The organism is Rhizobium sp. BK196 (assembly GCF_014193255.1).
Lineage (GTDB): Bacteria > Pseudomonadota > Alphaproteobacteria > Rhizobiales > Rhizobiaceae > Rhizobium.
The window spans coordinates 324,205-349,104 of sequence record NZ_JACHZB010000001.1 but is presented as its reverse complement, the minus strand read 5'-3'; the positions used below and the strand labels follow the sequence as shown (position 1 = coordinate 349,104).

The 24,900-nt window shown below is 60.4% G+C and carries 28 protein-coding genes; 25 read left to right on the top strand and 3 right to left on the bottom strand.

The window, feature by feature from the left end; genetic code table 11:
• The first annotated feature begins 7 nt into the window (after positions 1-7).
• The 5 genes from FHT78_RS01895 to FHT78_RS01875 all read left to right on the top strand — a co-directional run bounded on the left by FHT78_RS01895 (position 8) and on the right by FHT78_RS01875 (position 3,888).
• A complete protein-coding gene (locus FHT78_RS01895; RefSeq protein WP_183739768.1) occupies positions 8-445 on the top strand; it encodes a VOC family protein in 438 nt (145 codons plus the stop codon).
• Between the two features lie 228 nt (positions 446-673).
• Complete coding sequence (locus tag FHT78_RS01890; RefSeq protein ID WP_183739765.1) at positions 674-2,311, top strand: PAS domain-containing sensor histidine kinase; 1,638 nt, start codon at positions 674-676, stop codon at positions 2,309-2,311.
• A gap of 9 nt (positions 2,312-2,320) precedes the next feature.
• Positions 2,321-2,722 (top strand): response regulator, encoded by a 402-nt coding sequence (locus tag FHT78_RS01885; RefSeq protein WP_183739762.1) that lies wholly within the window; start codon positions 2,321-2,323, stop codon positions 2,720-2,722.
• A gap of 101 nt (positions 2,723-2,823) precedes the next feature.
• Positions 2,824-3,345, top strand: a complete 522-nt coding sequence (locus FHT78_RS01880; RefSeq protein ID WP_183739759.1) for a cytochrome P460 family protein — start codon at positions 2,824-2,826, stop codon at positions 3,343-3,345.
• Positions 3,346-3,432: 87 nt separating this feature from the next.
• Positions 3,433-3,888 carry a DUF4952 domain-containing protein gene (locus tag FHT78_RS01875; protein WP_183739756.1) on the top strand — a complete coding sequence of 152 codons (456 nt, stop codon included), beginning with the start codon at positions 3,433-3,435 and terminating at the stop codon, positions 3,886-3,888.
• A 33-nt stretch (positions 3,889-3,921) separates the two neighbouring features.
• Here FHT78_RS01875 and FHT78_RS01870 read toward each other — a convergent pair whose 3' ends face one another.
• On the bottom strand, positions 3,922-4,428 hold the full coding sequence (locus FHT78_RS01870; RefSeq protein ID WP_183739753.1) for a hypothetical protein: 507 nt from the start codon (positions 4,426-4,428) through the stop codon (positions 3,922-3,924).
• Between the two features lie 123 nt (positions 4,429-4,551).
• Between FHT78_RS01870 and FHT78_RS01865 the strand changes: the two genes are divergently transcribed.
• On the top strand, positions 4,552-5,340 hold the full coding sequence (locus FHT78_RS01865) for an ApaLI family restriction endonuclease (protein ID WP_210289735.1): 789 nt from the start codon (positions 4,552-4,554) through the stop codon (positions 5,338-5,340).
• Complete coding sequence (locus FHT78_RS01860) at positions 5,330-6,547, top strand: site-specific DNA-methyltransferase (RefSeq protein WP_183739750.1); 1,218 nt, start codon at positions 5,330-5,332, stop codon at positions 6,545-6,547. The genes FHT78_RS01865 and FHT78_RS01860 overlap by 11 nt, the downstream gene beginning before the upstream one ends.
• A gap of 49 nt (positions 6,548-6,596) precedes the next feature.
• On the opposite strand, the gene FHT78_RS01855 is transcribed toward FHT78_RS01860, so the two are convergent.
• Positions 6,597-8,732 carry a M48 family metallopeptidase gene (locus FHT78_RS01855; protein WP_183741801.1) on the bottom strand — a complete coding sequence of 712 codons (2,136 nt, stop codon included), beginning with the start codon at positions 8,730-8,732 and terminating at the stop codon, positions 6,597-6,599.
• Positions 8,733-9,038: 306 nt separating this feature from the next.
• Here FHT78_RS01855 and FHT78_RS01850 point away from each other — a divergent pair, with 306 nt between their 5' ends.
• The 18 genes from FHT78_RS01850 (at position 9,039) to FHT78_RS01760 (ending at position 24,534) form a co-directional block, all read left to right on the top strand.
• On the top strand, positions 9,039-10,445 hold the full coding sequence (locus FHT78_RS01850; protein WP_183739747.1) for an adenylate/guanylate cyclase domain-containing protein: 1,407 nt from the start codon (positions 9,039-9,041) through the stop codon (positions 10,443-10,445).
• Between the two features lie 25 nt (positions 10,446-10,470).
• Positions 10,471-11,172, top strand: coding sequence for a DUF2314 domain-containing protein (locus FHT78_RS29745; RefSeq protein ID WP_348644698.1), 702 nt, complete (start codon positions 10,471-10,473; stop codon positions 11,170-11,172).
• 177 nt (positions 11,173-11,349) lie between these two features.
• Positions 11,350-11,748 (top strand): DUF1236 domain-containing protein, encoded by a 399-nt coding sequence (locus tag FHT78_RS01840; protein WP_183739744.1) that lies wholly within the window; start codon positions 11,350-11,352, stop codon positions 11,746-11,748.
• 107 nt (positions 11,749-11,855) lie between these two features.
• The gene (locus tag FHT78_RS01835; protein WP_183739741.1) at positions 11,856-12,743 is read left to right on the top strand and encodes a DUF1236 domain-containing protein; all 888 of its coding nucleotides are present in this window, start codon (positions 11,856-11,858) and stop codon (positions 12,741-12,743) included.
• A gap of 50 nt (positions 12,744-12,793) precedes the next feature.
• Positions 12,794-12,955, top strand: a complete 162-nt coding sequence (locus FHT78_RS01830; RefSeq protein WP_183739738.1) for a hypothetical protein — start codon at positions 12,794-12,796, stop codon at positions 12,953-12,955.
• A gap of 48 nt (positions 12,956-13,003) precedes the next feature.
• Positions 13,004-13,270: a hypothetical protein gene (locus FHT78_RS01825; RefSeq protein ID WP_183739735.1), complete on the top strand. Its 267-nt coding sequence runs from the start codon at positions 13,004-13,006 to the stop codon at positions 13,268-13,270.
• Positions 13,271-13,451: 181 nt separating this feature from the next.
• Positions 13,452-13,754: a KTSC domain-containing protein gene (locus FHT78_RS01820; RefSeq protein WP_183739732.1), complete on the top strand. Its 303-nt coding sequence runs from the start codon at positions 13,452-13,454 to the stop codon at positions 13,752-13,754.
• 355 nt (positions 13,755-14,109) lie between these two features.
• Positions 14,110-14,559, top strand: a complete 450-nt coding sequence (locus tag FHT78_RS01815) for a DUF805 domain-containing protein (RefSeq protein ID WP_183739730.1) — start codon at positions 14,110-14,112, stop codon at positions 14,557-14,559.
• A gap of 193 nt (positions 14,560-14,752) precedes the next feature.
• Positions 14,753-15,193: a DUF805 domain-containing protein gene (locus FHT78_RS01810; protein WP_183739727.1), complete on the top strand. Its 441-nt coding sequence runs from the start codon at positions 14,753-14,755 to the stop codon at positions 15,191-15,193.
• A 5-nt stretch (positions 15,194-15,198) separates the two neighbouring features.
• Positions 15,199-15,951, top strand: coding sequence for a hypothetical protein (locus tag FHT78_RS01805; protein ID WP_183741797.1), 753 nt, complete (start codon positions 15,199-15,201; stop codon positions 15,949-15,951).
• Entirely contained in the window at positions 15,944-17,218 is a 1,275-nt protein-coding gene (locus FHT78_RS01800) for a hypothetical protein (RefSeq protein WP_183739724.1), read from the top strand. The genes FHT78_RS01805 and FHT78_RS01800 overlap by 8 nt, the downstream gene beginning before the upstream one ends.
• Entirely contained in the window at positions 17,205-18,161 is a 957-nt protein-coding gene (locus tag FHT78_RS01795) for a MoxR family ATPase (protein WP_183739722.1), read from the top strand. The genes FHT78_RS01800 and FHT78_RS01795 overlap by 14 nt, the downstream gene beginning before the upstream one ends.
• Positions 18,162-19,469, top strand: a complete 1,308-nt coding sequence (locus tag FHT78_RS01790; protein ID WP_183739719.1) for a DUF58 domain-containing protein — start codon at positions 18,162-18,164, stop codon at positions 19,467-19,469. It abuts the gene before it with no gap.
• Positions 19,466-20,533 (top strand): stage II sporulation protein M, encoded by a 1,068-nt coding sequence (locus tag FHT78_RS01785; protein WP_183739716.1) that lies wholly within the window; start codon positions 19,466-19,468, stop codon positions 20,531-20,533. Before FHT78_RS01790 ends, FHT78_RS01785 begins: the two co-directional genes overlap by 4 nt.
• Positions 20,530-21,438 (top strand): RDD family protein, encoded by a 909-nt coding sequence (locus FHT78_RS01780; protein WP_183739713.1) that lies wholly within the window; start codon positions 20,530-20,532, stop codon positions 21,436-21,438. Before FHT78_RS01785 ends, FHT78_RS01780 begins: the two co-directional genes overlap by 4 nt.
• Positions 21,439-22,854: 1,416 nt before the next feature.
• Positions 22,855-23,190 carry a hypothetical protein gene (locus FHT78_RS01770; RefSeq protein ID WP_183739707.1) on the top strand — a complete coding sequence of 112 codons (336 nt, stop codon included), beginning with the start codon at positions 22,855-22,857 and terminating at the stop codon, positions 23,188-23,190.
• A 343-nt stretch (positions 23,191-23,533) separates the two neighbouring features.
• Positions 23,534-23,788: a KTSC domain-containing protein gene (locus tag FHT78_RS01765; protein ID WP_183739704.1), complete on the top strand. Its 255-nt coding sequence runs from the start codon at positions 23,534-23,536 to the stop codon at positions 23,786-23,788.
• Between the two features lie 227 nt (positions 23,789-24,015).
• Positions 24,016-24,534 (top strand): hypothetical protein, encoded by a 519-nt coding sequence (locus tag FHT78_RS01760; RefSeq protein WP_246715050.1) that lies wholly within the window; start codon positions 24,016-24,018, stop codon positions 24,532-24,534.
• A gap of 35 nt (positions 24,535-24,569) precedes the next feature.
• Here the strand turns inward: FHT78_RS01760 and FHT78_RS01755 are convergent, their stop codons facing one another.
• Positions 24,570-24,752 (bottom strand): hypothetical protein, encoded by a 183-nt coding sequence (locus FHT78_RS01755; RefSeq protein ID WP_183739698.1) that lies wholly within the window; start codon positions 24,750-24,752, stop codon positions 24,570-24,572.
• Between the last annotated feature and the right edge of the window lie 148 nt (positions 24,753-24,900).

Genomic DNA, 24,900 nt, shown 5'->3' with positions numbered 1-24,900 from the left:
ACCGGACATGGCGCTCAAGCGAATGGACAATGTCGGAATCGTCGTCGAAGACCTCGGAAGAGCGATTGATTTCTTCCGCGAACTCGGCCTCGAACTCGAAGGGCGGGCTATGATCGAAGGAGAATGGGCCGGACGTGTCACAGGGCTGGGCAATCAGCATGTCGAGATTGCCATGATGCGCACGCCTGACGGACACAGCCGGCTCGAGCTCTCGCGCTTCCTTGCGCCCGATGTCGTCGCCGATCACAGGAGCGCCCCGGTCAACGCGCTCGGCTACCTGCGCGTCATGTTCGCTGTCGATGACATCGACGAGACGCTTGAAAGGCTTCGCATGCGCGGCGCCGAGCTCGTGGGCGAAGTCGTCCAGTACAAGGACGCGTACCGGCTTTGCTACATCCGCGGGCCTGAAGGGATTCTCATCGGGCTCGCCGAGGAACTCCGCTGATATCCGGCAATACGCATCCAAACCAAAGAGGAAGCCGGGTCTGGACTCTGCCAGATCCGGCTTCTCCGTGTTGCCGAAGATGGCTGCGTGCAGCACCCACGGCCGGCAAGAGCACGCGGATCGCCCTATCCTCGGATTTCTTCATGGCTAAAACAAAGCCCGCCCGCTTCAGTATTCGGTAACGCTCTGGTTGTAGATTAGCACTCAATTAAGTTGAGAGAGTGCGTCGTGAACATCTCCAAAGTCGATCATTGCTCTTCCGCCGAGCCTGCTCTGCAATCGCCTCATCCCGATCTCCTGAAAGACCTGTTCGAGGATGCAGCGAGGCCGACGATCATCAAGGACGATCAATCGCGCTTTCTGTTCATCAACGGCAAGGCGTGCGAGATGTTCGGCCTCAAGCTCGACGAGATCCTCGGCCGCACCGACGATGACTTCCTCCCGGCCGATGAGGCGGCACGGGTGCGGGAAGCGGATGCACAGGTCCTGGCGACAGGCAAGGCATGTCTGATCGAAGAAGAGATCACGGCGCCGGATGGTTCGATCCGCACGTTCCAGACCCACAAGCGGCGGTCCTTCATTCCCACGGCCGAGGGGAAGAAGCCGATCGTCGTCGTCGTTATCTACGATCTTACCGAGCTTCGTCATGCCGAGCAGGTCTTGAAGGCCAGCGAGGAACATTACCGGTCGCTGATCGAGCTCCATCCCCAGACGCCCTGGGTGGCCGACGCGGAAGGAAACGTCATCGAGGTCGGGCCTGGCTGGCAGGACGCTTCCGGGCGCGAAGTCAATGAGGCGATGGGGCAGGGCTGGCACAGGACCCTCCATCCGGACGACCTGCCTGATGTCGTGAAGACATGGGAGGCGGCGGTCGGGACCGGGGCGCTGTTCGACATGATCTACCGGATCGGGACGGTCAAAGGGCGGTATCGGTGGTATCGCAACCGTGCCGCGCCCAAGCGCGATGGCGAAGGCAGGGTGGTCCGCTGGTATGGCCTCCTCGAAGACGTCCACGACCGCCAGCTGGCTCTCAAGGCGCTCGAAACCAGCGAGCGCAGGCTGCGCCAGCATCGCGACGAGCTCGAAAAGGTCGTGCAGGTAAGGACGGCGGAAGTTCAAGAAAAAAATATGGAGCTCGACCGCCTCCTCCAGCACGAGCGGCAGATCAACGCGCTGCAGCGCCGCTTCGTGGCGATGATCTCGCACGAGTTCCGGACGCCTCTGGCCGTCATCGACGGAGCGGCTCAGCGACTCACGCGGACAAAGGCGGCGGTCACGCCGCAGTTTCTGGAGGACAAGGCCGCGCAGATCAAAGGGGCCGTCGCCCGGATGGTGGAACTGATGGAAAGCATCCTTGCCGCTGGGCGGCTGGAGATGGGAACCATTGCCATCAACAAGGAGGCCAGCTCGTTGAGCGCGGTGCTTCGCCAATGTATCGCCAGCCGGGCGGAGATCAGCAAGGGCCACACGATCAGCCACGATCTTGCGGAACTGCCGGAGCTGCAGATGATCGACAAGGCCGCAATCGAACGGGTCTTTTCCAATCTGCTGTCGAACGCGGTGAAATATTCACCCGCCGGTTCGAACATCCGCGTCACCGGCTGGAGGGACGGCAGGCAGGTTCGCGTCAGCGTCGCCGATGCGGGGATAGGCGTCGATGCGGATGATCTGCCGAAGCTGTTCGAGCCCTATTTCCGCGCCCGCAGCGCCACCGGGATCGCCGGGACGGGGATCGGCCTCAACATCGTCAAGGAAATCGTCGAACTGCATGGCGGATCGATTTCCGTGGAGAGCACTCTGGGGCGAGGCACCACCTTTACAGTCGAGCTGCCGTTCGACGAATGCATTGAAAAACAATCAGCCTGAGAGAGAACAATGATCAGCATACTCTGCATAGATGACGAGACGGAACTTCGGCAGATCCTGGTGGAGGAACTCGAAGACGCCGGCTTCAAGACCTTACAGGCTTCGAACGGCCAGGAGGGGCTTGAAATGATCGTCTCGCATTGGCCCGATCTCGTCATTTGCGATATTTCCATGCCCGTGATGAGCGGTCATGAGCTTCTGGCCGAACTACAGGTGAACTACCCGGAGCTCGCGCGAACGCCGTTCATCATGCTGACGGCTTTGGCCGACCGTGACAACATGCTGTCGGGCCTGCAGGCCGGCGCCGAAGCCTATTTTACCAAGCCGATCGACTTCGATCTGCTGATGGCAAAGGTCTCCGGGTGTGTCACGCGCATCGAGAACGAACGCAGGGTGGGGCATGGCCTGTAGGCGGCCTGCCGCGGGCGGTGTCCACCATATCAAAGTATGATTTCGCCTGCCGGAATATCTGCGAGGATCGCTTCGTCGTCTGATCGCAGGAGAATATTTCGATGAAGCAGATTATCGTGGTGTCGCTGGCCGTCGGCCTGGTTACCGGCCTGATCGGTTACAATGCCGCCGCATCCGGGGCGGCCGATGAGGGACACGCACCGGCTCTGTCTGAGCTGCCTGCCGGCTACCGCGACTGGCCGCTGATCACCGTGGCGCATGAGGAAGGCAAGCTCAACGATATCAGGGCCATTCTGGGCAATGATATTGCGATCAAAGCCTTCCGGGAAGGGGCCACCACCTATCCCGACGGTACCATCATCGGCCGCCTGGCCTGGGATTATCACCCGCTGGAAGAAAGCAAGGCAGCCTTTGGCGCAGCCCAGTCATTCGTTGCCGGGGTGCCCAAGAACGGCGTGCAGTTCATGATCAAGGACGCGAAAAAATATGCTTCGACCGGCGGCTGGGGATATGTCGAATTCGACGACGGCAAACCTTCAGCGACAGCAATGCCCGAAGCGTGTTTTGCCTGCCACTCGGTCGTCAAGGACCGCGACTTCGTGTTCAGCTGGTATGCGCCCTGACTGGCCTGTCTGTCCTGAAATCGATTGTCCGCTATAAAGGCCCATGCCGTTCATGGGGTCGTCCGGGCGGCGCAGTTAAGGTTGGATATGAAGCTCGCCGTTTGTCGTTTTGCCATGTGGTCGCTGGCTGGCGCCGCCGCAACGCCGCTGATGGCAGCGTCCGCCGGCATCCCGGATGCCAAGGTGACGGCGCAGGATTGCGGTGACTTCCTGGCGCAGATGCACAGGAAGCCCGCTCATGTGGAATATGCCGGGTGCAGCTACGTGCCGGATCGGCAGGGCAAACCGCTTCAGGCGACATACCGCCTATCCGGCCGGTACGCGGCTTCCACCGAAGCCTTTCTCATCAAGGCCGTGGGTTTGAACCGCCTCAAGCGCTCCTGTTGCATCTGGGATTCGCCCGCCAGCCAGTTCCGCGATTCATTGGGGCGCGACTTTCTGATTTCGATGGGCTCGGAGGAAACCTTTGTCTCCCGCCGCAGCGAATGGCACCGGATCGCCGTGTTCGCGATCACGGTGGAGACGTTTACGGAAGAGATGTAACAAAAGCGGCACGAAGCGGTCCGCGCCGGGCCTTCATTCGATCTGCTCATCCAGTTGCTGCGCGACCGTCTCATAGTGGCGCGACGAGGCGGCATTCCCCTGCTTGGCGTATAAGCCGGCGACTTCGCGAGCGGCCTTCGCTGCCGCGCGGAACGCGTCGAGCCTGACCTGCGGTTCCAATTCCGCATCGCCGCCGATATCGCCGTCCTTGAAGCGGCCGACCCGATAGCCTTCATCGTCGATCACCCCGATGACGGGGACTCCGGCGCGCATGTCCCCATAAAAAGCAGGTCCGGCGCGATCGCCGTCGCGGCGACGCAGCATTCCGGGTCCGAAAGCTTTGTTATCAGGGCATGCGCCGATCCAGTAGGTCGGACCTGACGTCAGCGACGCGGGAGACACGAATTCGCAATGGCTGGCCGGATCCTTGGACCATGTCAGGCTGCCTGCCGGCTCCTGCGCCTGCAGAGGAGGCGCGCACCATAGGGATGCGGCGACTGCGAGAGTAAATGCGACCTTGAATGACTTTCGCTGCTGCAATTGGTTATCCTCTTTTCCTGTCCGGCGTGGTCAAGTCTCACGGTTCGAGCCAAATTTCTAGTCGGGGATTGTGACGGGCAAAACTGATTGTTGCTAATTTCACGAACCGGACAGCACGTTACGTTGGCTTCGCTTTCCCACAGAGGGAGTGCCCGCAAAAGTCCACAGCGGTTTTGCTGGAATTGCTCTAGCTATGCGTGCATCCATATTGATGTGGGAGAGGCGCTGAATAATCTGGACCGCGAGTCTGGAGTATGCTCCTTTGTCGAAAAAGGGGCGTTTATGATTTTATATAAAGAGATTCGGGCGCTGTCCGACGATTTTGAGAGGCGGCTCAAGTCGCAAATCGAAGATCGCGTCCTGGAGATGGATGACGACGATCGATCCCATCATATCCTTTACCAAGTCCTCGGAATTACGGCCGCTGAAGGCCATGATATCGATGTCTATCAGAACAAGGGCCGATTTCTTTACAAGTATGCGGGGTCATTTCTTGAAGCTGCCGCAAAACTCTGCGTCCAGTATCGTTTCCCTCAAGCTGGTTCCAAACGCATCGACAACACTCTTGGCCAGCGGCCTAAAACCTTTGAAATCGATTCCCTGACGCCTCTGAAGGATGCGATCGAAATCAAGTGGCGTGATGCAACCACAGATGGTGACCATATTACCAAGGAGCACACGCGGCTCAAGGTCATCCACGCCGCCGGTTACAAGCCGGTTCGAGTGATGTTCTATTATCCCAATCGTGCCCAGGCTCGAAAAATCCAGCAGGTCCTTGAAGATCTCTATATAAGCCTTAAGGGCGAGTACTATTACGCGGACAGCGCCTGGAAGTTCATCAGAGAGTACACGGGCGTTGATCTCTTAGCGGTCATAAGCCGCATCGCGGAGGAGAAAACCGGTGGAAAATGAGGTTCTTGACGGGGATTGCCTCGAGGTTCTCCGAACCATTTCGGCGAACTCCGTGAATCTGGTTTACCTGGATCCGCCTTTCTTCACCGGACGAAAACATAGCAGTTCGTCTCGCGACGGCTCAAAACGTTATTCCTTCGACGACATCTGGCAACATTCGTCGGAGTATTTCGAGTTCCTGGTCGAGCGGCTGTTGCTTTGCAGGCGATCGATGAAAGCTGATGCATCGATATTCTTCCATTGCGATCACAACAGCACCCATATTGCACGACAGGCTCTCGACCTGGTTTTCGGCTCGGAGAACTTTCAGTCCGAAATCATATGGGCCTACAAGCGCTGGTCCAATGCAAAAAGAGGGCTGCTCCAGCAACACCAGAACATCCTCTTCTATGGCAACGGCCCTGATTTTAAGTGGAATCCGGCGTTCGTGGATTACAGCGCGACGACGAATGTCGACCAGATCCTGCAAAAGAGAACACGGGACGAACGCGGCAAGTCGGTCTATGCAACCGGCGAAGATGGTTCGATCGTTTTTGACGGCAACAAAAAAGGCGTTCCGCTGGGAGATGTCTGGAATATCCCCTTCCTCAACCCTAAAGCAAGGGAGCGAACCGGCTATCCCACCCAAAAGCCTCTTCTGCTCCTGGAACGCATCGTGGCGTTAGCCTCCGATGAGGGCGATCTTGTGCTGGATCCTTTCTGCGGGAGCGGGACAACCTTGGTCGCGGCAAAGCTCCTGAATCGAAGATTCCTTGGCATCGATGTATCAAATGACGCCACGACATTGGCCAAGGCGCGGCTGGAAGCACCGGTAAGAACAGATTCCGCCCTCCTCAGGAAAGGCGTTGAGGCCTACCTGAACAATGACCCATGGGTTGAAGCACATCTTGCAGGGCTAGCGGTGACCCGCATTCAGCGCAATACGGGTGCGGACGGTCTCTTGAAAGACGGGCTTGGTGGAAAAGCAGCCTTCGTAAGGGTCCAACGCCAGGGGGAAAGCGTGGCGGAGGCCGCTTCCGCCCTTAAAAAGACAGTGCGCAGTAAAGGCGACGCGGTCGGCGTACTGATCGCGACGGAAAGCGATCTTTTCGGCTACACCGATAGCGACATTCACATCCTTCGCTCACCTGCACTGCAACTGAGCGAACTCGTCAATCTGCCTGATGCCGATGACATATCAGACATACCGATGAGCCGAACTGCATAGAGCTTCGGTAAAGACCCTCTGATCGTCTCATTTGCCTCAGACGCGCCTCTCAGGACAACCTGGAAAGCTCCTTCAGCGCGTGGGCCGCGTTGTGGTAACGCTCGACGAGCGCGCTGAATTCGGCCGCCTTCATGCCGCGGATGCCCATTGCGCCGATCGTGACGATGCGTTGTTTGCGGTCGATCTTGCTGTGAAGCGCGCGCCACTTCTTTGCGGGAAGCGAGGCGGACGGCGCCAGCAAAAGCCGCAGCGCAAACCGGTTGGAGGCAAAGACCTTATGGGCGTCGATATCAGTCCAGGCGACCGGCCGGTCGAGCATCCAGGCCCGCAGCTCCGCCGGCGTCAGGATCATGAGGGGCTGCGCCGCCGATCTGTGAAGATAGAGCGCGTAAAGGCCGCACATGACGACGCCGGCTGCGGCAATACCGGATACCAATGCCCTGGCGAAATAATCGTGCGCGAAGCCGATCTCCGCCGCAAAGACCGTAACCATCAGCCCGAATCCTGCGAAGATCGCCGCAACGATCGCCATCGTCCAGATCATCGGCTTGACGTTGTCGTAGACAACGGTTTCGCCCGGCGCGGCTGCGGCAAGCGCTTCGAGCGTCTGCCTGCGAGCCGAGCGCAGGTCGCGCAGGTGGTTCAGGTAATCGCCGCTCAGCTGCCTGCAGAGCGCCTTCCAATCCGAGAAAAGCTCGAAGGCGAAGGTGAGACCGGCTGGTTTCGGAGCGCGGGTGGCGATGCCGAGCAATCTCTCGTCGGCCGTCAGCCCCATTGCCTGAATGCGCTGGATGGTCGGCGGGTGGGTATCGGTCGGATGCGGCTGCCGGTCTTCGAGCAGGGAAACCGGATCGGACCAGCCGTTGGCGCGAACGAGATCGGAGGTTTCGGCCACCAGGTCGGACGCGGGCTCGGAATTGTCAGCGGCAAGCGTCCGTTCTGCAGCAAGGCCAAAGACGTGATTGAGGGCAGGGGCGATCAGCCCGGTCCGAATGAGGGCAGAGGCCGCGCCGACGACGGAGCTGGAGCGCGCGCCGCTCCGGTCGGCATCGAACTCGCGGATGCGGCTCCAATGGTTTACCGCGTGGTCGAACTGCTCAAGGGCATGAAAGCCCAGCAGGGCTGCGGGATAGAGGACGAAGCTGCCGCCGTCGCCGCGCTGCAGAGCCGTTAGCGATCGCCAGAGGCCGGCATAGATCGGCGTGAACCTTTGGCTGTAGAGCGTGTCCTTGCCGGAAAAATGCGCCAGTTCGTGGCCGATGACCGCAGCCACTTCCGGCTCGTCGAGCAGGTCGAGATAGGGGGCCGGCAGGTAGAGCGTTCGCCCGGCGACGACTTCGTTTTCCGGCCAAAGCCGCAGCTCGCTTTCGGTGACGAAGAACCCCTGGGTGAGGCCGACGACAACAGTGTCCGGCCGCACGGCCTGCTGCCGGTCGGCGAGATCGCGAACGAAGCGGAAAAGACCGGGCGCATCGGCCTCCTGCACCCTGCGCCCGAAAATATCCATCGGCTGCGGCGCGAAAAGCGCAAAGACATCCTTGAGACCGCGCAATCCAAGGAAGGCGCTGTAGAGGGCAAGACCGGCGAGCATCAGGGCGAGGGCGAAAAGCTTGGCGCTGCCGGATGAGAAATCCGCCCAGAGGCCCATGCTGATCGCCTCGAACACGGCTGCACAGACGATGCCGATGCAAAATCCGATGACGAGCGCCGCAAGGATGAAAGGCAGTATGATGCGCAGGCGTCCGAAACTCCTGACCAGCTGCTCCTGAGATCGCCGCGCCCTCAAGCCGCTGACGGTTGCCGTGGCAAGCCCGAGGATGCCGCTTGCGAATGCCAGGATCGCACCGCCGATTGTGCCCCAGGGAAGCGGCCGGCGGATCGACGAAATCTCGAGATCCTCTTCGGCTCGCTCCAGCGCCGCAGCGACTTGCGGTACGGCGACCATTGCGGAGAGCGATTTCGCTCCCGCGTCTCCCTGAAACGTCAGCATGGCTCCCGGTTCGGTTTCGGCAATTTTTTTGACCTGAGCGAGTGTCGTCGTAAGCCCTTCCGACAACTCCTTCGACTGGTCAAGCGTCTCGGCTGCCCGCTCGAGCTGCCATAGACCGAGGCCGAACAGGAGGGCCGGAACAAGGACCAGCCAGACTGCAAGGCTTACATTCCGTGGAAGCTCGAGTTTCCGCATCATCCCTCCCTGACCGGGGTGTCCAGCCAATAAGTCAGCCAGCAAAGTGGCCCCGAATATTGCCGTATCAATTGTACGGCGAGTGGCTAAGATCAACTGCACCTTGAAAAAAATCGGCGCGCTGTTGCCGGTCAGGCACGCACTCCCCGATCGGTACGCGGGCAGGTCCGCGGGCCTTGCTCGCAAGAGCGACCGATCCGGCGCTGCACGGCATCCAGGCATTCCGATTTCTATCAGGAGATTCCGTGATATAATCGCTCTCTGCCGGCGGCCTTACCAGCCGTTGCGTGCACGGAGACTGATCCGATGAGCGAAGTGGACGTGCTTTTTGCAGCCTTGCAACAATCGGCCGACCCGCAAACGGTCGAGCGCATCGAGGATGTCGTCAGGCACGGCGCCGATCGCGAACTCAACCGCATCAATGTGCTCGCCTTTGCTGGGGCGTATCATCTCGATGAAGAGAAGGTGATCGCGGCCTTTCTCCATGCTGCCCGCATAGGCGCCTTCGAGATGACCTGGAACGTGCTTTGCCCCGGATGCGGCGGCGTGCTCGACAGTGGTGCCACCCTGAAGACCGTCGACCGGGAGGCCTATCATTGTGCGCTGTGCGCGGCCGGCTACGAGCCGACCCTCGACGAGATGGTCGAGGTCACGTTCACGGTCAGCCCGCGGGTGCGCAGGATCGCCGCCCACGACCCCGACCGGTTGCCTTCGCTCGAATATTACCGCCAGGTCTTTTTCAGCACCGGCGTCGACCTGCCTGACAATCTGGAAGAAAGGTTCGCGCACATCCTTCTGGAGGAGGTCGAGCTGGAGCCGGGCGAGAGAGCTCTTGTCTCGCTGCAGCTGCCGCCGCAGTTCGTCATCATCTTCGATGCGGTGACGCATTCGGCGCAGTTCATCGACGTGCAGGGCTTGCCGACGGATGAACGCCAGAACCTCTCGATGGTCATCAGCCAGGGGCATGCGCCGAACGAAACGCTGACGCTGCGCCCAGGCCCGCTGCGGCTGACGCTGGAAAACCATACCGATCGGCGGGTGCTGCCGAATGTCTGCATTGCCGGAGACGAACTGCACGATATTCTCGGCCACAGGCGACCTTTCCTGACGGCCAAGCGGCTGCTGACGAACCAGAGTTTTCGGGATATCTACCGGACCGACACGCTCGATGTCGATCAGCGCCTGAAGATCACCAGCCTGACCTTCCTCTTCACCGACTTGCGCGGATCGACCGCTCTTTACGAGCGCGTCGGCGATCTCGCTGCTTTCGATCTCGTGCGCACGCATTTCCGCGTCCTGCACGAGATCGTCGCCACCGAGGCGGGTGCGGTGGTCAAGACCATCGGCGACGCCGTCATGGCGACATTCCCGAGCCCGGACAGGGCGGTGGCGGCGGCGCTGAGAATGCGCGAAGCGATGCTGCAGCTGAACGCCGAGCGCGGCAGCGAGGATCTCCTCCTGAAGATCGGCATCCACGAGGGGCCATGCCTTGCGGTCAACATGAACGACCGGCAGGACTATTTCGGCCAGACCGTCAACATCGCCTCGCGCGTGCAGGAGCTCGCCGAACCGCATGTGATTTTGACGACGGAAGCCGTGGTCGATAACGAGCAGGTTTCGGAGATCCTGCGCGACGGCGGCGTCAGCTCGGTGTCGCGCATGGAGGAGCTTCATGGCATCGGGCGCGAGGTGAGGATATTTGCGCTGTCGTGAGGGGTGGTGCAGGGGCGTCAGTAAGGTGGAGGCAGGCTTCGTTGCAGGGGCACTCGGCGAGCCATCCCGCCGGATCGAAGCCGTGCATGCGAAGACGCGGCCTTATGATCTTCATATTCGAGATCGAATATTGGAAAGCAATCTCAGACCCTTATGTTGCTGTCGAACGGGACAACAATTGTGGGTTTATCGGATGTTGCGCAGCATTCTCCTAGTTTCGCTGGTGTTTGGCCTGTCCATACAAGCCATCCCCACCGAATTCGCTTTGGCCGAGGACAATCCAAACGTTCAAATAATCAAACGTGGCGATCCGGCCATGGCCAAAGCTCACGAGAAGTCCGAAAAGGGCCTGGACGCCTTCCTTGAGAAATTGAGCAATCCGCCGCCGGGAACCGAAAATTACAACGTCAAGCTGGGTTTCACAGACAAGGCTAAGGGTGTGGCACTGACGACGGATCAGATGGCGCAGGGGGTGGAATTCATGTGGGTTTCTCAAATCCAGCGATCAGGCGATCATTTTACCGCTCTTCTTGGCGATACGCCGGAATACATCCACAATATCAAGTCGGGTGATCGCGTCGAGTTTACGAAGTCCGATATTTTCGACTGGCTCTATGTCGAGAATGGCCAGGTGAAGGGAAATTATACTGTTTGCCCGTTGCTGTTGGCCGGTCCGAAAGAGCAGTTGGAAGAGTATCGCGTTAAATACGGCATAGTCTGCGATTGATCGCGATATCGCTCGGCATCGCGCGCCAACGCAGCCGATACCTCACCGGAAATCTCCTACCTCAGACCAAGGTCCGTATCACCCCGGACTGAGGTCGCATGCCGGGAACAGCCAAGGACTCCCGTCGTTGGTTTGGCAGCGGCCAGGAAGGCCGCGTCGAACGAAAGGAGGATCCATATGTTTGTCAAGCTCATCGCAGGCGCTGCCACAGCGGCGGCACTGATGTCGGGCGTTGCCTTCGCCCAGTCTTCCACTGTCAACGGCGCTGCAGGCGGCGCGGTCACCGGCGCGATCGTCGGCGGGCCGGTTGGTGCTGCCGTCGGTGGCGTTGCCGGTGCCGTGGTCGGCACGGCGATCGATCCGCCGCCGCAAAAGGTCGTCACCTATGTCCGTGAAGCGCCGGCGCCTTCGACCCGCGTCGTGGTCAAGGAAAAGGTGGTCGTCGGTCAGCCGCTTCCTGAAACCGTCGTCGTGACGCCGGTCCCCGAAAATCCGAAATATTCCTATGCAATCGTGAACGACGAGCGCGTCATCGTCGAACCGTCGTCACGCAAGGTGATCCAGGTCATCAACTGACCGGACCAGGACGCGCCAAGCCGCGTCCGCCCGCCCTCAAGAGAAATTGAAGTTCGCCGCACGTCTGCAGCGATGGCGTCGTGCGGCCTCAAAAAAGCGAGTCTATCATGAAAAGTAAGACCCTAGCCGTCCTGGTGACGGCCCTGTCGATCGGCGTTTCGCCCATTACGCTTCTATCCGCCTCGGCGCAGGAAGCGCCAATCATCAAGAAGAAAGGTGCTGCCCAGACCGAGCAGTCCGGTGGCCAGACGCAGCAGCAACCCGGCGCCGGCGACGCCACGAGCGGCGACTCTTCCGGTTCCGGCGCTGCAACAGGCGGCCAGGAGGCGCAGCAACCGGCACAGGGTTCCGACGGGTCGACCTCCGGCACGAAGGACGGCACGAGCCAGACGCAGATGAAGTCGGGGTCGGCAAACGGCGGTTCCACGCAATCGGGTACTTCGGCGGGGACTTCGGATGGCGCCAAGGCCAAGCCGACGACCACGGAAACCCAGAAATCCGGCACCCAGGACAGCGGCGCTGCCTCGTCCGACACGCAGAAGTCCGGCACGGACACTCAGAAATCCGGCACGGCCGCACAAAAGTCCACGACCGATACCCAGAAGTCGGGCACGGACGCCACTACATCAGGCAGCTCGACCAATACGCAGACCAACAGCAAGACGAATGCCGAGACCAACGACACGACCGTCAACAGCAACACTGAAAACAACAACACCACCGTAAACAAGACGAACGTCAATATTTCCGTCGAACAGCAGACGGAGATCCGTCAGGTCGTCAAGGAAGTGCATGTCGAGCCGGTCCGCGAGACCGACTTCACGGTGTCGGTCGGCACCAGAATTCCGAAGAAGATACGGCTGGAGCCGCTTCCGCCGCGCATCGTCAAGATCGTGCCGCAGTATGAATCCTATCGGTTCTTCATTCTGGCCGATGGCCGGATCGTGATCGTGGATCCGACCGAATACACGATCGTCTACATTATCACGGCCTGACCGGCCGGCTCCGGCGGCGTTCGCGCCGCCGGTTTCTGATGGAGTGAAGGATGATCTACCAGGAGCCGAAAACCGGCAGTTTCACCATGCCCGTCATCGCCATTCTGCTGGCGATGGCCGGGATAGTCATGCTTCTGATATCCAACCCGGGAACTCATCCGCAGGCCAGGGTGTTCGTCCAGATACAGCAGCCGGAAACCGGCAGCAAATAGCGAATCTCCTCCCGTCCGATATCGGGCTCGACCAGCTAGCGAATCGACATGCCGATTACAGAAGCAGACCGAATATTGTTCAACCGGGTTTGGGCTCTTGGCGCCAAAGCGGTGAAGAACAATCGCATCTCTGAACTGACCTATGTCACGCTCAGCACGCCGACCCTGGAAGAGTACCAGAACAGCCACGGCAAACGGATGGCGGATTTGATCAAAGTCGTCCAGCTGGGAATCTCGGAACTGCGCGATAGCGGCGAACTCAGTGAAGCCGACGAAGATCAGGCGACCCGGCTACCGGCAAGACGGCGCACCTGAAACGATCGTTCGACGGTGTGAGGGTTCCCACGTTCCAGCCTGGTCGCTCGCCGTCAAAGAACTGTCGAAGACGGGGGAGGGCCGGACTTTGGTCCGATTGACGCCGGTTGCCGCTCCGCTAGCTGTATGTCGCGTCCGTCAGGGACTGCAAATATCCGGCGTCAAAATCGGGAAAGCAACAATGTTTCGGTGGCTCAGAAGCTCGAAGAACAAAAAAACTGATGCTGATAGCGGGGCGAAAGCATTCCGGCGTCTGACGTATGAGACGGAGACGTCGACGCTATTCCTGGAATTTTACAGCGGCGAAACCCGAACCCATGTCGGTGTCGCATTGGGTCACATCGTCGGGCTCAAGATTGCAGCCGACAAGCTGGCTTATTACGAGAGCCAGATCGCTCGATCCAATATGGCGTTGATAGCGCCAGGCGATGAGGCGGCGGATTCCGCTCCCCGGAACACTGCCGCAGCAGCGAATGCCGTGTGATCGGCGCCGCGGTCACTTTCTTCATTTGTCCGTCGAACGAGGCTACGCGGGCTTTCTTTATTTCCGGAGGTCGGACTTTAGTCCGATTGAAGACGCCGATCCGCCCGCTAGTTTTCGTTTCGCTGATGCCTCCAGAATCAGCATGAAAAGGGTGTCTCTTCCTGATCTCGAGCACCCTTTTCGCCCCCCGCTACAACTCCCCGTATGATCTTTTTTAAATCGCGAGCCCGATCCATCCGGCTTATTGCAATTTCTGCGTTTGAATTGTAGCTGTTTTTCATTGGATACTACTGTCATTCCAAGATGATGGTGAGTCGTCACCGCACGCGCGGCAAGCTGAAATGGGGGCATTTCAATGGGGTTTACTGAAGCTGTTCGTACAGTTCTGAGAGAGAAATATGCAACCTTCTCCGGCCGGGCTTCCCGCTCGGAATATTGGTGGTTTTATCTATTCTATGTCCTGGTCGCGTTTGCGTTTGCGGTTGTGGCTATCGGGGTCGCCACCGCTTCCGGCGGAGTCGAGGGTGGGGTTCCGTCAACGATTATTGCTATCGGCGCTATCGGCGGATTGTTTGTGCTCGGAACGATTATTCCGTTTCTCGCCGTCCAGATCCGCCGCTTCCATGACCGCAACATGTCCGGCTGGTGGTATCTCGCGCTGATTATCCTGGGGCTGATTCCCTATGTCGGCTTTATCGCGAGCATCGCCATTTTCGTGATCAGCGTGCTTCCCGGCACTGTCGGCCCGAACAAGTTCGGGCCGGATCCGCTGCGTCCGGAAGTGAGAGCGGAAGTCTTTGCCTAAAGTGTGATGTCGGGCTGCCGGTGGCGCCGTTGCTGGCCACCCTGGCTCTATTTTTCCTTGAGCAGAGGCGGATCATAGGCGGTCAGGGCGGGCGGCTCACAGCCGATGGAACCGCACGCCGGGTTCAGATCTAACCGACGTTTTGTCATTAAAGTGTTTGAATCATTCAGCAAGCTGCAATGGGGGCATTTCAATGGGGTTTACCGAAGCTGTTTGGACGGTTTCCAGGCAGAAATATGCAACCTTCTCCGGCCGAGCCTCCCGCTCGGAATGCTGGTGGTTTCAGCTTTTCTATTGGCTGGTGCTGCTGGCAATTTTTATCATCAGCATTTTGGCGCCCTCGGGTAGCCGTGACGCACCTGCGGTGACGGTTGCTATCATCACGATCGTCGGCGGAATATTTATTCTGGCAATGTTTTTGCCGCAGGTGGGGCTCCAGGTTCGCCGCTTCCACGATCGGAACATTTCAGGTTGGTGGTACCTAGCGCTGTTTATCGCCGGTTTCGTTCCCTATCTTAATGTCATTTCTGGCCTGACGATTTTCGTGATCAGTGTGCTTCGTGGCACGGAAGGTCCGAACAGGTTCGGGCCGGACCCGCTGCATCCCGAAGCGATAGCGGAGGTCTTTGCCTGAGCCGCATAGCCATTCGTCATGCCGGGTTGCTGGTGGCCCTGTCACTGGCCGCCTCGGCCCAACTTTCCCCTGCGCTGGCGCAGGAGAGCAGTAGTCAGCAGGGCGGGAAGGGCGACCGGCCTTCCAGCTCCGTCAGCAGCGAATATGCCACGCAATGCGCGCTTAATGGCGTACGCTGCAAGCTCATCTATGGTGATGGTTCCGAAACGCGGAAGGCTGTGCCGGACGCGACGCTTTCGCGTGAGAATCGTTCGTTTTCTCTGCAGGAGCCTGCCGTCGGCGGTTCCGCTGCGGTCGTACTGGTGCTCGTCGCCCTTGTCGTCATCATCGGCCTTGCAATGTTTTTCGGCAATGGGGGCGTGCTGCTCTCGTCGGCGCCGCGCGACGTGAAAAAGCGGCAGGGGGAAGCGCCGGAAAGCTGGCGTACTTCGGATGCCGGGACCGAGGAAAGGCCCGGTGATTTCCTACAGCGCATTGCCGCCATGGCGGATCGCCGGCAGGCGCTAGTGCTCCTGCTGCGGCACTGCCTGCTGCACGCGGCCGATGTGACGGGAACGCGGCTTTTCCGCTCGGATACGGAGCGGGCGGTTTTTGCTCGCTTGCCGGCAACCATGCCCGACCGCGAGCGGCTGGAACACCTGCTGGCCGAGGCGGAACTCGTTCATTATGGCGGTCGCCCACTGCAGGATGGGCATTTCGATACGCTTCTCAATTCGGCGCGAGCCTTGTTGTCCGCAGGCAGGCTCGGCCATGCGTAATGCCGCGCCCGTTCTCGTCCTGCTGGTTCTGGTCGGGCTTGCGGCGCTGGCACTCTTTGCGCGGCCGCGAGAGAACGATTTCGATCACTCGCCGCTCGGAGCCAAGGGGCTGCAGGTGTGGCTGGAGGCCAAGGGCATTCCCGTGATCCGCTCCGATCCGCATTTCGTCAGGGCGCGGGCGGAAATCTCCATGCGCGTTCTTTCCCTGCCGCTGGAGAACGACGAAGCTGCCGCTTCCGGTACAGACAAGGACGTCAAGAGTGCTGGCCCGGAAAGTTGGGGAAGCGAATCACGACGCTATGGGCTTCCGACGCTGATCATCATGCCGAAATGGCGCAGTCGTCTGTTGACGGATGGGATTGCGCGGCAGGCCGATTTGCTGCCTCTCGAAGAGGTTCAGGAAGAATTGGGCAGGATCGCGCCTGCAGATTTACGTCTCAATCGGAACGATCCAGGATTTGCCGAGGCGCATCCGGGTACGAGTTGGGGGCAACCGGCCCGGATCGGTTTGTATGAGGCGCAGACTTTCGATTTGGCAAGCCTGCCGAGCGCCTGCAAGGAGCTCGCAGGCACGCAGACGGGTGCGCTGATCGTCCGATGCGAAAACTATCATCAAGTCTATCTGCTGTCGGACCCTGATCTATTGAACAATCATGGATTGGCTCTCGCCGAGAACGCAGCTTTTGCAGTGTCGCTGATCCAGCGATTGCGTGGTGTCGACGAGAGGCGGCCGGTCTATCTGGATACAGCAGGCGCGCCGCTGGAGGCCAGGAAACCCGTGGACGAAGGGCGCACCTATGAGCGTTCCAGCTCCGATCTTAAGCGCTTCTTCGCCTATCCGCTCTCCGTCATCTGGGGCACGCTCTTCGTTGTCGTGGCGATCTGCTTCTGGCGCGGGTTCTGGCGGTTCGGGCCGCCGCTGAAGGACGCATCGGGGAATATCGAGCTGTCGAAATCTGCGGCGATCGAAGCAACCGCCAGGCTGCTTCGCCTGTCGGGCAATGACGGGCGGATGGTATCGCAGTTCGTGCTCCATCTGCTTGCGGACAAGGCGCAGCTGCTCTTCGGCCCCGGAGCCGGAAACGAGGCGGGCATAGACCGGCTGTTCAAACGCCTGGCACGCCGCGATCAGGTGGAGGCGCAGGCGCTGCATTCGTCGGCCCAGGCGCTGATCGACCGTGGGCATTTGATGAAATCTGCGGATCTGCACCGCAATCTCGAGACATTCAGGAAATCGCTAGGGGGCGTCGACTTTGGATCTGGGTGAATTTCGCAATCTCATCGCCGCTGTCAGGGGCGAGATCGGCAAGGTGGTGCAGGGACAGGATGCGATCATCGATCTCGTCTTGATCTCGATATTCTCGGGCGGGCACTGCCTCGTCGAGGGGCCTCCCGGCACGGCAAAGACGCTGCTCGCGCGCTCGGTTTCGGCCGCCATGGCGCTCGATTACCGGCGCATCCAATTCACGCCGGACCTGATGCCGGGCGATGTGCTCGGCGTCAATCTCTTCAACTTTCAGACCAACCAGTTCCACCTCACCAAGGGGCCGATTTTTACCGACATCCTGCTCGCCGACGAAATCAACCGCGCGCCGCCGAAGACGCAATCGGCACTGTTGCAGGCAATGAACGAGCGGATGGTGACGCTTGACGGCGTCGATTACCCGCTCGGGCCGGATTTCTTCGTGCTCGCCACGCAGAACCCGATCGAGCAGCAGGGCACCTATCCGCTGCCCGAGGCGCAGCTCGACCGCTTCCTGTTCAAGCTGGTGGTCGACTTCCCTGATCGCGAGACGGAGATCTCGATCCTGTCGCGCCATGCCGATCAGGCGCTGAAATCAGATATAGGCAAAGCCGGCATCCGGCCGCTGGTCACCAGCGAGGCGCTTGCCGCTGGCCGGGCGCTCATCGATGCGATCCATCTCGACAAGTCGATCCTGACCTATATCGTCGATCTCGTGCGCGCGACGCGCTCCGATGCCGATATTCTCTATGGCGCATCGACCCGTGCTGCCGATGCTCTGGCCGCGGCCGTGCGCGTGCGGGCTGCCTTCGAGGGTCGGGACTACGGCCTGCCTGATGACGTGCAGGCGCTGCTGACACCGGCCTTGCGCCATCGCATCGTGATGTCGCCTTCGGCAGAGATCGACGGGCGCACGCCTGACGATGTGCTGCGCAGCCTCCGGAACCGCGTGGATGCGCCCCGGTAAATGCGGCCGTCCTCGCACCTGATCGCGCTTGTTCTTGCCATGGCGGCGCTGACGGTCATCGTCAGCGTGTGGTGGCGCGACATGAGCATGCCGCTCGTCTTCCTGTGGGTGGTGCTGGCGGTTGTTACGGCGGGCGATCTCGTCTTCACGGCGCTGTCGGGCCGGATGGCCGTCGATGTCGATCTGCCGCCGCAGGGTTTTGTCGGCCACAGGGCCTCTTTCACTGTTGTCATCAACAGGCAGAAGGGCAAGCTGCCCGAGGGGATCGATCTCAGACTTGATGCCGCGCCGGAGCTTGTCATCGGCGAGCGTCGCATGGAGCGCGCCGAGTCCGGGCCGGTGAAGGCATCCTTCGATCTGCAGCTGACGCGGCGCGGGCAGTTTTCGGTTCGTGAGCTCTGGCTGAAATGGCCGTCGCGCCTCAGGCTTATCGACAGGATCGTACGCCTGCCGGTGGCGCGCGAGATCGCCGTCATTCCAGATATCTCGCCGGTGCTGTCAGGCGCGATCAAGACGCAGATCCTGCCGCTCGAAGCCGGCCAGAAGGATTTGCGGCTGCGCGGCGAGGGGTCGGAATTCCATCAGCTGCGGGAATTTGCCGCCGGCATGGATCCGCGCAGCATCGACTGGAAGCGCTCGGCGCGCATGCGCAATCTCGTGGTGCGCGAGATGCGGGCGGAGAAAAACCACCAGATCATCCTCTGCGTCGATTCCGGGCGGCTGATGGCCGAACAGGTCGGCGGCTTCACCAAGCTCGACCGCGCCATCAATGCGGCGCTCGCCATGTGCTGGGCGGGAGGGCTCGCGGGCGATCTCGTCGGCTTCTACAGTTTCGACAGCCGTCCGCGCCTCTTCCAGCCTGCCTTGCCGGGGCGTACGGCGTTTGCGCGCCTGCAGACGATATGCGGCGAGCTCGCCTATGAGACCCAGGAGACCAATCATACGCTGGGGCTGACGCATCTTTCCGGCCGTCTCAAGCGCCGCTCGCTGATCGTGATATTCTCCGATTTCGTGGACAGCATCACGGCGGAGCTGATGATCGAGAATATGCAGGTGCTCGCGCGGCACCATTTCATCGTTTACGTCGCCTTGCGCGATCCTGTCCTGGCAAAGCTGGTGGAGCCGGAGGAGACGACGCTCGATGCCATCGCCCGCTCGGTCGCGGCACGGCAGATCGTGCAGGAGCGGCGAGCCGTGATGGAGAAGCTTTCGCGTCTCGGTGTGCTCTGCCTCGACAGCACGCCCGAGGCGCTGACATCGGATCTCATTGCCCGCTACATCGAAATCAAATCCCGGGAGATGATATGACGGATCTGCGCATCGACCCCAGGATGGATAGTGGCGCTGCACTCCATACCGGCGGGGTGCAGAACGACCTCCTGCGCTCGGCTCGCTTCAGGCTGGAGCGCGAGGCGCATTGGCGCAAGCTGGACCATCTGGTGAGCCGAGCGGAGGAGGGCGGCGCTGCGGCACTCAGCTATAACGAGGTGCGCGACCTTGCGGCCGGCTATCGGCAGGCGATGAATTCGCTCAGCGTCGCGCGCGATATTTCGCTTGATCGGGCGCTGATCGCCTATCTGGAAAGCCTCTGCGCGCGCGCCTATCTCGTCGTCTATGCGCCGCAGGAAAGCCTCGGCGGGCTGATCTCCCGCCTGCTGCTGAAGGGCATTCCGCAGGCGGTGCGCCGCTCGGCCCTGCCTCTCTTCATCGGCTTCCTGGCGCTCGTTCTCGGCGCTTTTGCCGGATACAGGCTCTGCAGCAGCGATCCCAGCTGGTTCTATACGTTCGTGCCGGCAGAGCTTGCCGACCAGCGCACGCCGGATGCATCGGCCGATTACCTGCGCTCGACGATCTACGGCAATGAACGGCATGAGAGCGACGGGCTCGCGGCTTTTTCGGCCTATCTCTTTTCCCACAATACGGGGATTGCCGTGCTGATCTTTGCACTCGGCGTCTTCGCATCGGTGCCGAGCTTTATTCTGACTTTCTACAATGGCCTGATGCTCGGCGCCTTCTTCGCGATGTTCCGGCAGAAAGGACTGAGCTACGATGCCTTCGCCTGGCTTTCCATCCACGGCGTCACCGAACTTGCGGCGATCTCCATTGCCTGCGCCGGCGGGGCGGGGCTCGGGCTTGCCGTTCTTCTTCCGGGCGCGCGAACCCGCAAGGAGGCTCTGCGTCACCAGGGGCATGATGCCGTCAAGCTCGCGATCCTCGCGGCCCTGATGCTGGTCGTGGCAGCCTTTATCGAAGGCTTCCTGCGCCAGCTCGTCCAGGAGCCGGTCTGGCGGATCGGCATCGGCTGGGGCATGGGTGTCTTCTGGGTCGCATGGCTGACGCTCGCAGGGCGCGAAGGCAAGGCTTCCCGATGAAGCAGCCGCACCAGACGATGACAGACGGCAAGCGCGTCATGCAGTTCATTCCGCCGGAGGGCGTGCCGATCAGTTTCGCGATCGCTTCGATCGGAGCCCGTTTGGGTGCGCAGATACTTGATATCATCTTCACGACGCTCCTTTTCGTGATCATCGCCCTTGCCGTCGTCTTCACGGGGGTCTTGCCCTTTAGCGCCATGACGGTCCTGATCACTCTGATGGGCTTTCTGCTGCGGACACCCTATTACGTGCTATCCGAGTTGATTTGGAACGGGCGCACGCTCGGAAAACGGATAACGGGCATCCGCGTCATCAACGTCGATGGCCGGCGCCTGACGCCGCATCAGGTGACCGCGCGCAACCTGATGAAAGAGGTGGAGATCTTCGCTCCGATGGGGCTTCTGGGCACGCTCGGCGAACAGTCGGGGCTGGAAGGCGTATTGACGGCCGTTTGGCTTCTGGTGGTGGTGATCGTTCCGCTCGCCAACCGCCGTCGGCAACGCATCGGCGACATGATCGCCGGTACACTGGTGGTCGACAATCCACGCTCCGTGCTGCTCTCCGATCTCGCACTGTCGCCTCCCGCGAAGACTTCCTCCGAGCCGGCATTCGATTTCCTGCCCGAGCATCTCGATATCTACGGCAAATACGAGCTGCAGACGCTGGAGGATGTGCTGCGCGATACAACAAAGAAGCCGAACACCGAAGAGATCGTCAAGATCGTGCGCACCATTACCAGAAGGATTCGCTATGAGGAACCGGTGAAGCCCGGCCAGGAGCTGGTGTTCCTCAACGCGTTCTACCGGGCGCAGCGCGAGCATCTGGAGAGCCTGAAGCTGTTCGGGACGCTGCGCGAGAACAAGTATCACGAGCATACGACAACAGAGGCGAAGAAGCTTGTTTGAGTGGCTGAGAGGCTGCAAGTAGTCCATTCGCCCGCACAAAGAACGCTCCAATTCTCTGAATCGACGCAATCGAGCCTTCCGGAGATCAATTTCGGGCCGATGCCGGAGCGGTCGTGCGCGCTTGCCGCATCGCATCGGACTTTGGTCCGATGGAAGCCGAAATATAGTCTGCTACATAATTTCGTGCTGATGCCTTCAGAATCAGCACGAAAAGGGTGTCTGTCCCTGACCCGGCGCACCCTTTTCAACTCTTTTTCGCGGGGGCAATCGCGAGCGGAGGGGGAGCCGGTATGATTTATGAGCAGCGGAATGTTGCCGACAGCCTAAAACAGCGCAAACGCTTCGAGGAGAAAGCAGCCAGGGTCCTCAAGAGGCACTACCAGCGGCCGATCGCAATTATGTTTTCCTGGCAACCCGGCAACGAGCCTCATACCATCGACTTGCGAGCCGTTCCTCAGGTCCTCACGACGAGTGACGTAGAGGCGCTGGAAAAAAGAACCCCGTAACCCGCGGCGCCTTCCTGCCTGTTGCGACCGCACCGGTGTCGAATACGGCAAACAATGGGGGGAGGCGCCGCCGGCCGCATAGCTGGACGCAGAGCATCGGTAGCGCGCCCACGTTTTGACGCGGATGCTTGCAGCTGAAACAGTGTTGGCTGACCCCACGGCTTGGACACGCGCCTCCGCCAAGATGCACTCGCGTGGAGAGCAGCGCTTGATCGAGACGAATCGACGCGGCGAGCCATGTCACACACTTTTCACGCGACTCTGAACGCCGTCTGTGATTATTACACCCGCCTAACGCGTTTGGCGGACTGAGCAGGCACAGGGCTCGCATCTGTAATGTGTGGCGAGCCCAACCGCGCTCAGCAGGATCAGACGATTCCGGTCTGTCTCAGCCTACATTTCCAGCAATGCCGTGGCCTTGTCGATCGCCGCGCCCGCACCGTCGTCACCGATGCCGGGGCGGCTCGCGCGGCGGAGGCGTCCAATGGTCGGGAGAGTTCGCTATCGCGGCATGAAACGGTGGAGTTCCGGTTCGGCGGCAAGGAGGTATCGATCGTCCGTTCGCTGCTTTTAAAGCGGCGCCCTCCCAAATGAAGGGCTTCCACTCAATACTCGGCAAGCCCCCCGCATCGGGTTCGGTCCTGTAATCCTACTACCGCCGCGCATCCACTTTCCTCGCGGTGGGGCCGATTCGCAATTCATCCAAAAGGGTTAGACGGAGACGCGATCGCGTCATTCGCCCTTGGGGCGCTCGCTGATCGTTTTTCCTCTGCCGGCGGGCGAGGAGGGCATGGGCACCTATACCGGCCACGCTGGCCGTGTGCAGGAATTCTTCTGTGGTTGTTCTTGCGCGTTACTCGCGCCAAGCGGGCGGCGATGCTAGGAATCTCCTGCTAACTGGGGAGCATCCATGAAAAAACTCATTCTCGGCGTGGCTTTTGCCGCAGCACTCACCTCCTGCGCGAAAAGACCCGACGCCATCGTGCAGGCCGACATCCCTATGCAGGCCTACACCAATCTCAGCTGCGCGCGCATCGCGCAGGAGCACAGCACGGAAAAGAAGAAGCTCGACGACCTCTCCAAACAGCAGATCTCCGCCGCCAACGGCGACGCCTTCGGCGTATTCCTGGTCGGCGTTCCGATCGGCAGCGTGGCGGGTGGGGATAAGGAAGGCGAGGTCGCCGTCTCGAAGGGGAAAGTGTCGGCGATGGAGAGCGCGGCGCTGTCGAAGGGGTGTAAGTTGTAGGTGAGGGGTGAGAGGAGCGACGCTATCGGCACCCTCTCTCCCTCATTCCTGTGCTTGTCACAGGAATCCAGCCACCGCGCGTCCGGGCGGTGAAGGACTCATCTGAGGCGGGGAAGTCTCTCCTGCCCGGCGAGGTCACCGAACCTATGCGGGTCGTCGAAGCCTATGGAATCCGCACGCCCGCCCGAAATGCTGCGGAGCGGCAACCCGCCTCGGGCGGCTCGTTCTATAACAGCATTCACGTAAGGCAAATCATGTGAGGTAAAGTGTCCTGAGGCCTTACAAATGCTTGACTATTTTTGCGAACTTGGTTCCTTTGTGCGATGCAGCATAGGGAATAACGATGGAACTTACGTCAAAACTCGTCAAATCCGTCGCCTACGATCCTTCGACGGGCGTCCTCGATATAGAGATCCGTCTCAAGGGGAAGCGCCGGTATTTCAATGTGCCGCCGGTGGTCTATGAGAACCTGATCACGGCGGCCTCGCCGGGTTGGTATTATACGCGTCATATCCGGGATGTTTTTTCCCGTTCCGAAAAGGGCGGGCCGGACGGGCGCCTGCGGCAGATCTTCGGCCGGCGCGGGCAATTGTCCTGATCGCAGCAGAGTGCGGCTGATGGCGGCCGCGCTCATTAGGCCTTCGCCCAGCTCACAGACGCGTCAATATCTTGCGCTGTGGTGCGAATCTCTGCCAGTCTGCGGCATCGGCCCGAGATCGGAAGCGATTTTCGGAAAGCCCGATATGTGGATTCGAGGAGTTGGAGCGTCCTTTGCCCGTGTGAATGCGGGCACGGCCCTCCAGGCCGCTCGGTTGGGGGAATGTTTTGGCCAGTCATCTCAGATCCTGCCTGCTTGCGGCACTCGTGACGATCGCTTGCGCGGGCATCGCTGCGGCCGAAGAAATGCCGGCTTTCTGGAAGAAGTCGATGACCGGCGATCCGGCGACCAATCATTACCTCGCAGAGGCGGTGAAGCCGCTCGACAATCCAGATGCGCAGACATTGCGGGTCGTCAAGCTCGCCAATACGCTCGCCACGCTCTGCAGCGGCGCCTCGCTCGATAAGAAGGCGCTCTACGCCTATATGACCGCGACCCGCTTTGCCGAGATCAAGGGCAAGGCCTATAACGAGGCGGCCTTCCTGGCCGACAGCAGCTTCCGCTATTTCGACTATCGCGCGCTCGCCCATCTCTGCGCGGGAAGCGCCTATCTCTTCGGCCCGCAGGGGCATCTCGCGCCGGGATTGCTGGAGATCGGCAAAGCCGGCAAGGGGGGCAGGCCGGCGATGGGGTATGATCCCGCCAATCCCTTGGTCATCTTGCCGCCGATTGCGCGGAAGTCCTGACCGGCGCGCGGTGCGGCCGTATCTTACTCTTGATATCACCGAGGCGGATGCGGCTCGGTCGGCGTGCCGATCCTGTCGCCTTTTTTCACGCCGACCGTTCCTGTCGGACGCGGGTCCGGCTGCTCTTTCCAGGACCAGGAAATGACGAGGAAAATCAGTCCCAGCGCGATGAGGGGCGGCGCAACGAAGATCAGCAGGAGGTAGTGCAGCGATCTCATAGGGTTTGGCACAGGTAAGCTTTCGCACCTGATCGAGGTTTTCTTCAGTCGTGCTGCAAACCAGCAGGAAGGACTTGCGGCGCCGAACCGGCGTCCACCCTCTTCCCTACGTGGTCTTGCCGTCGAAAGATATAACGGCTGTCACAGT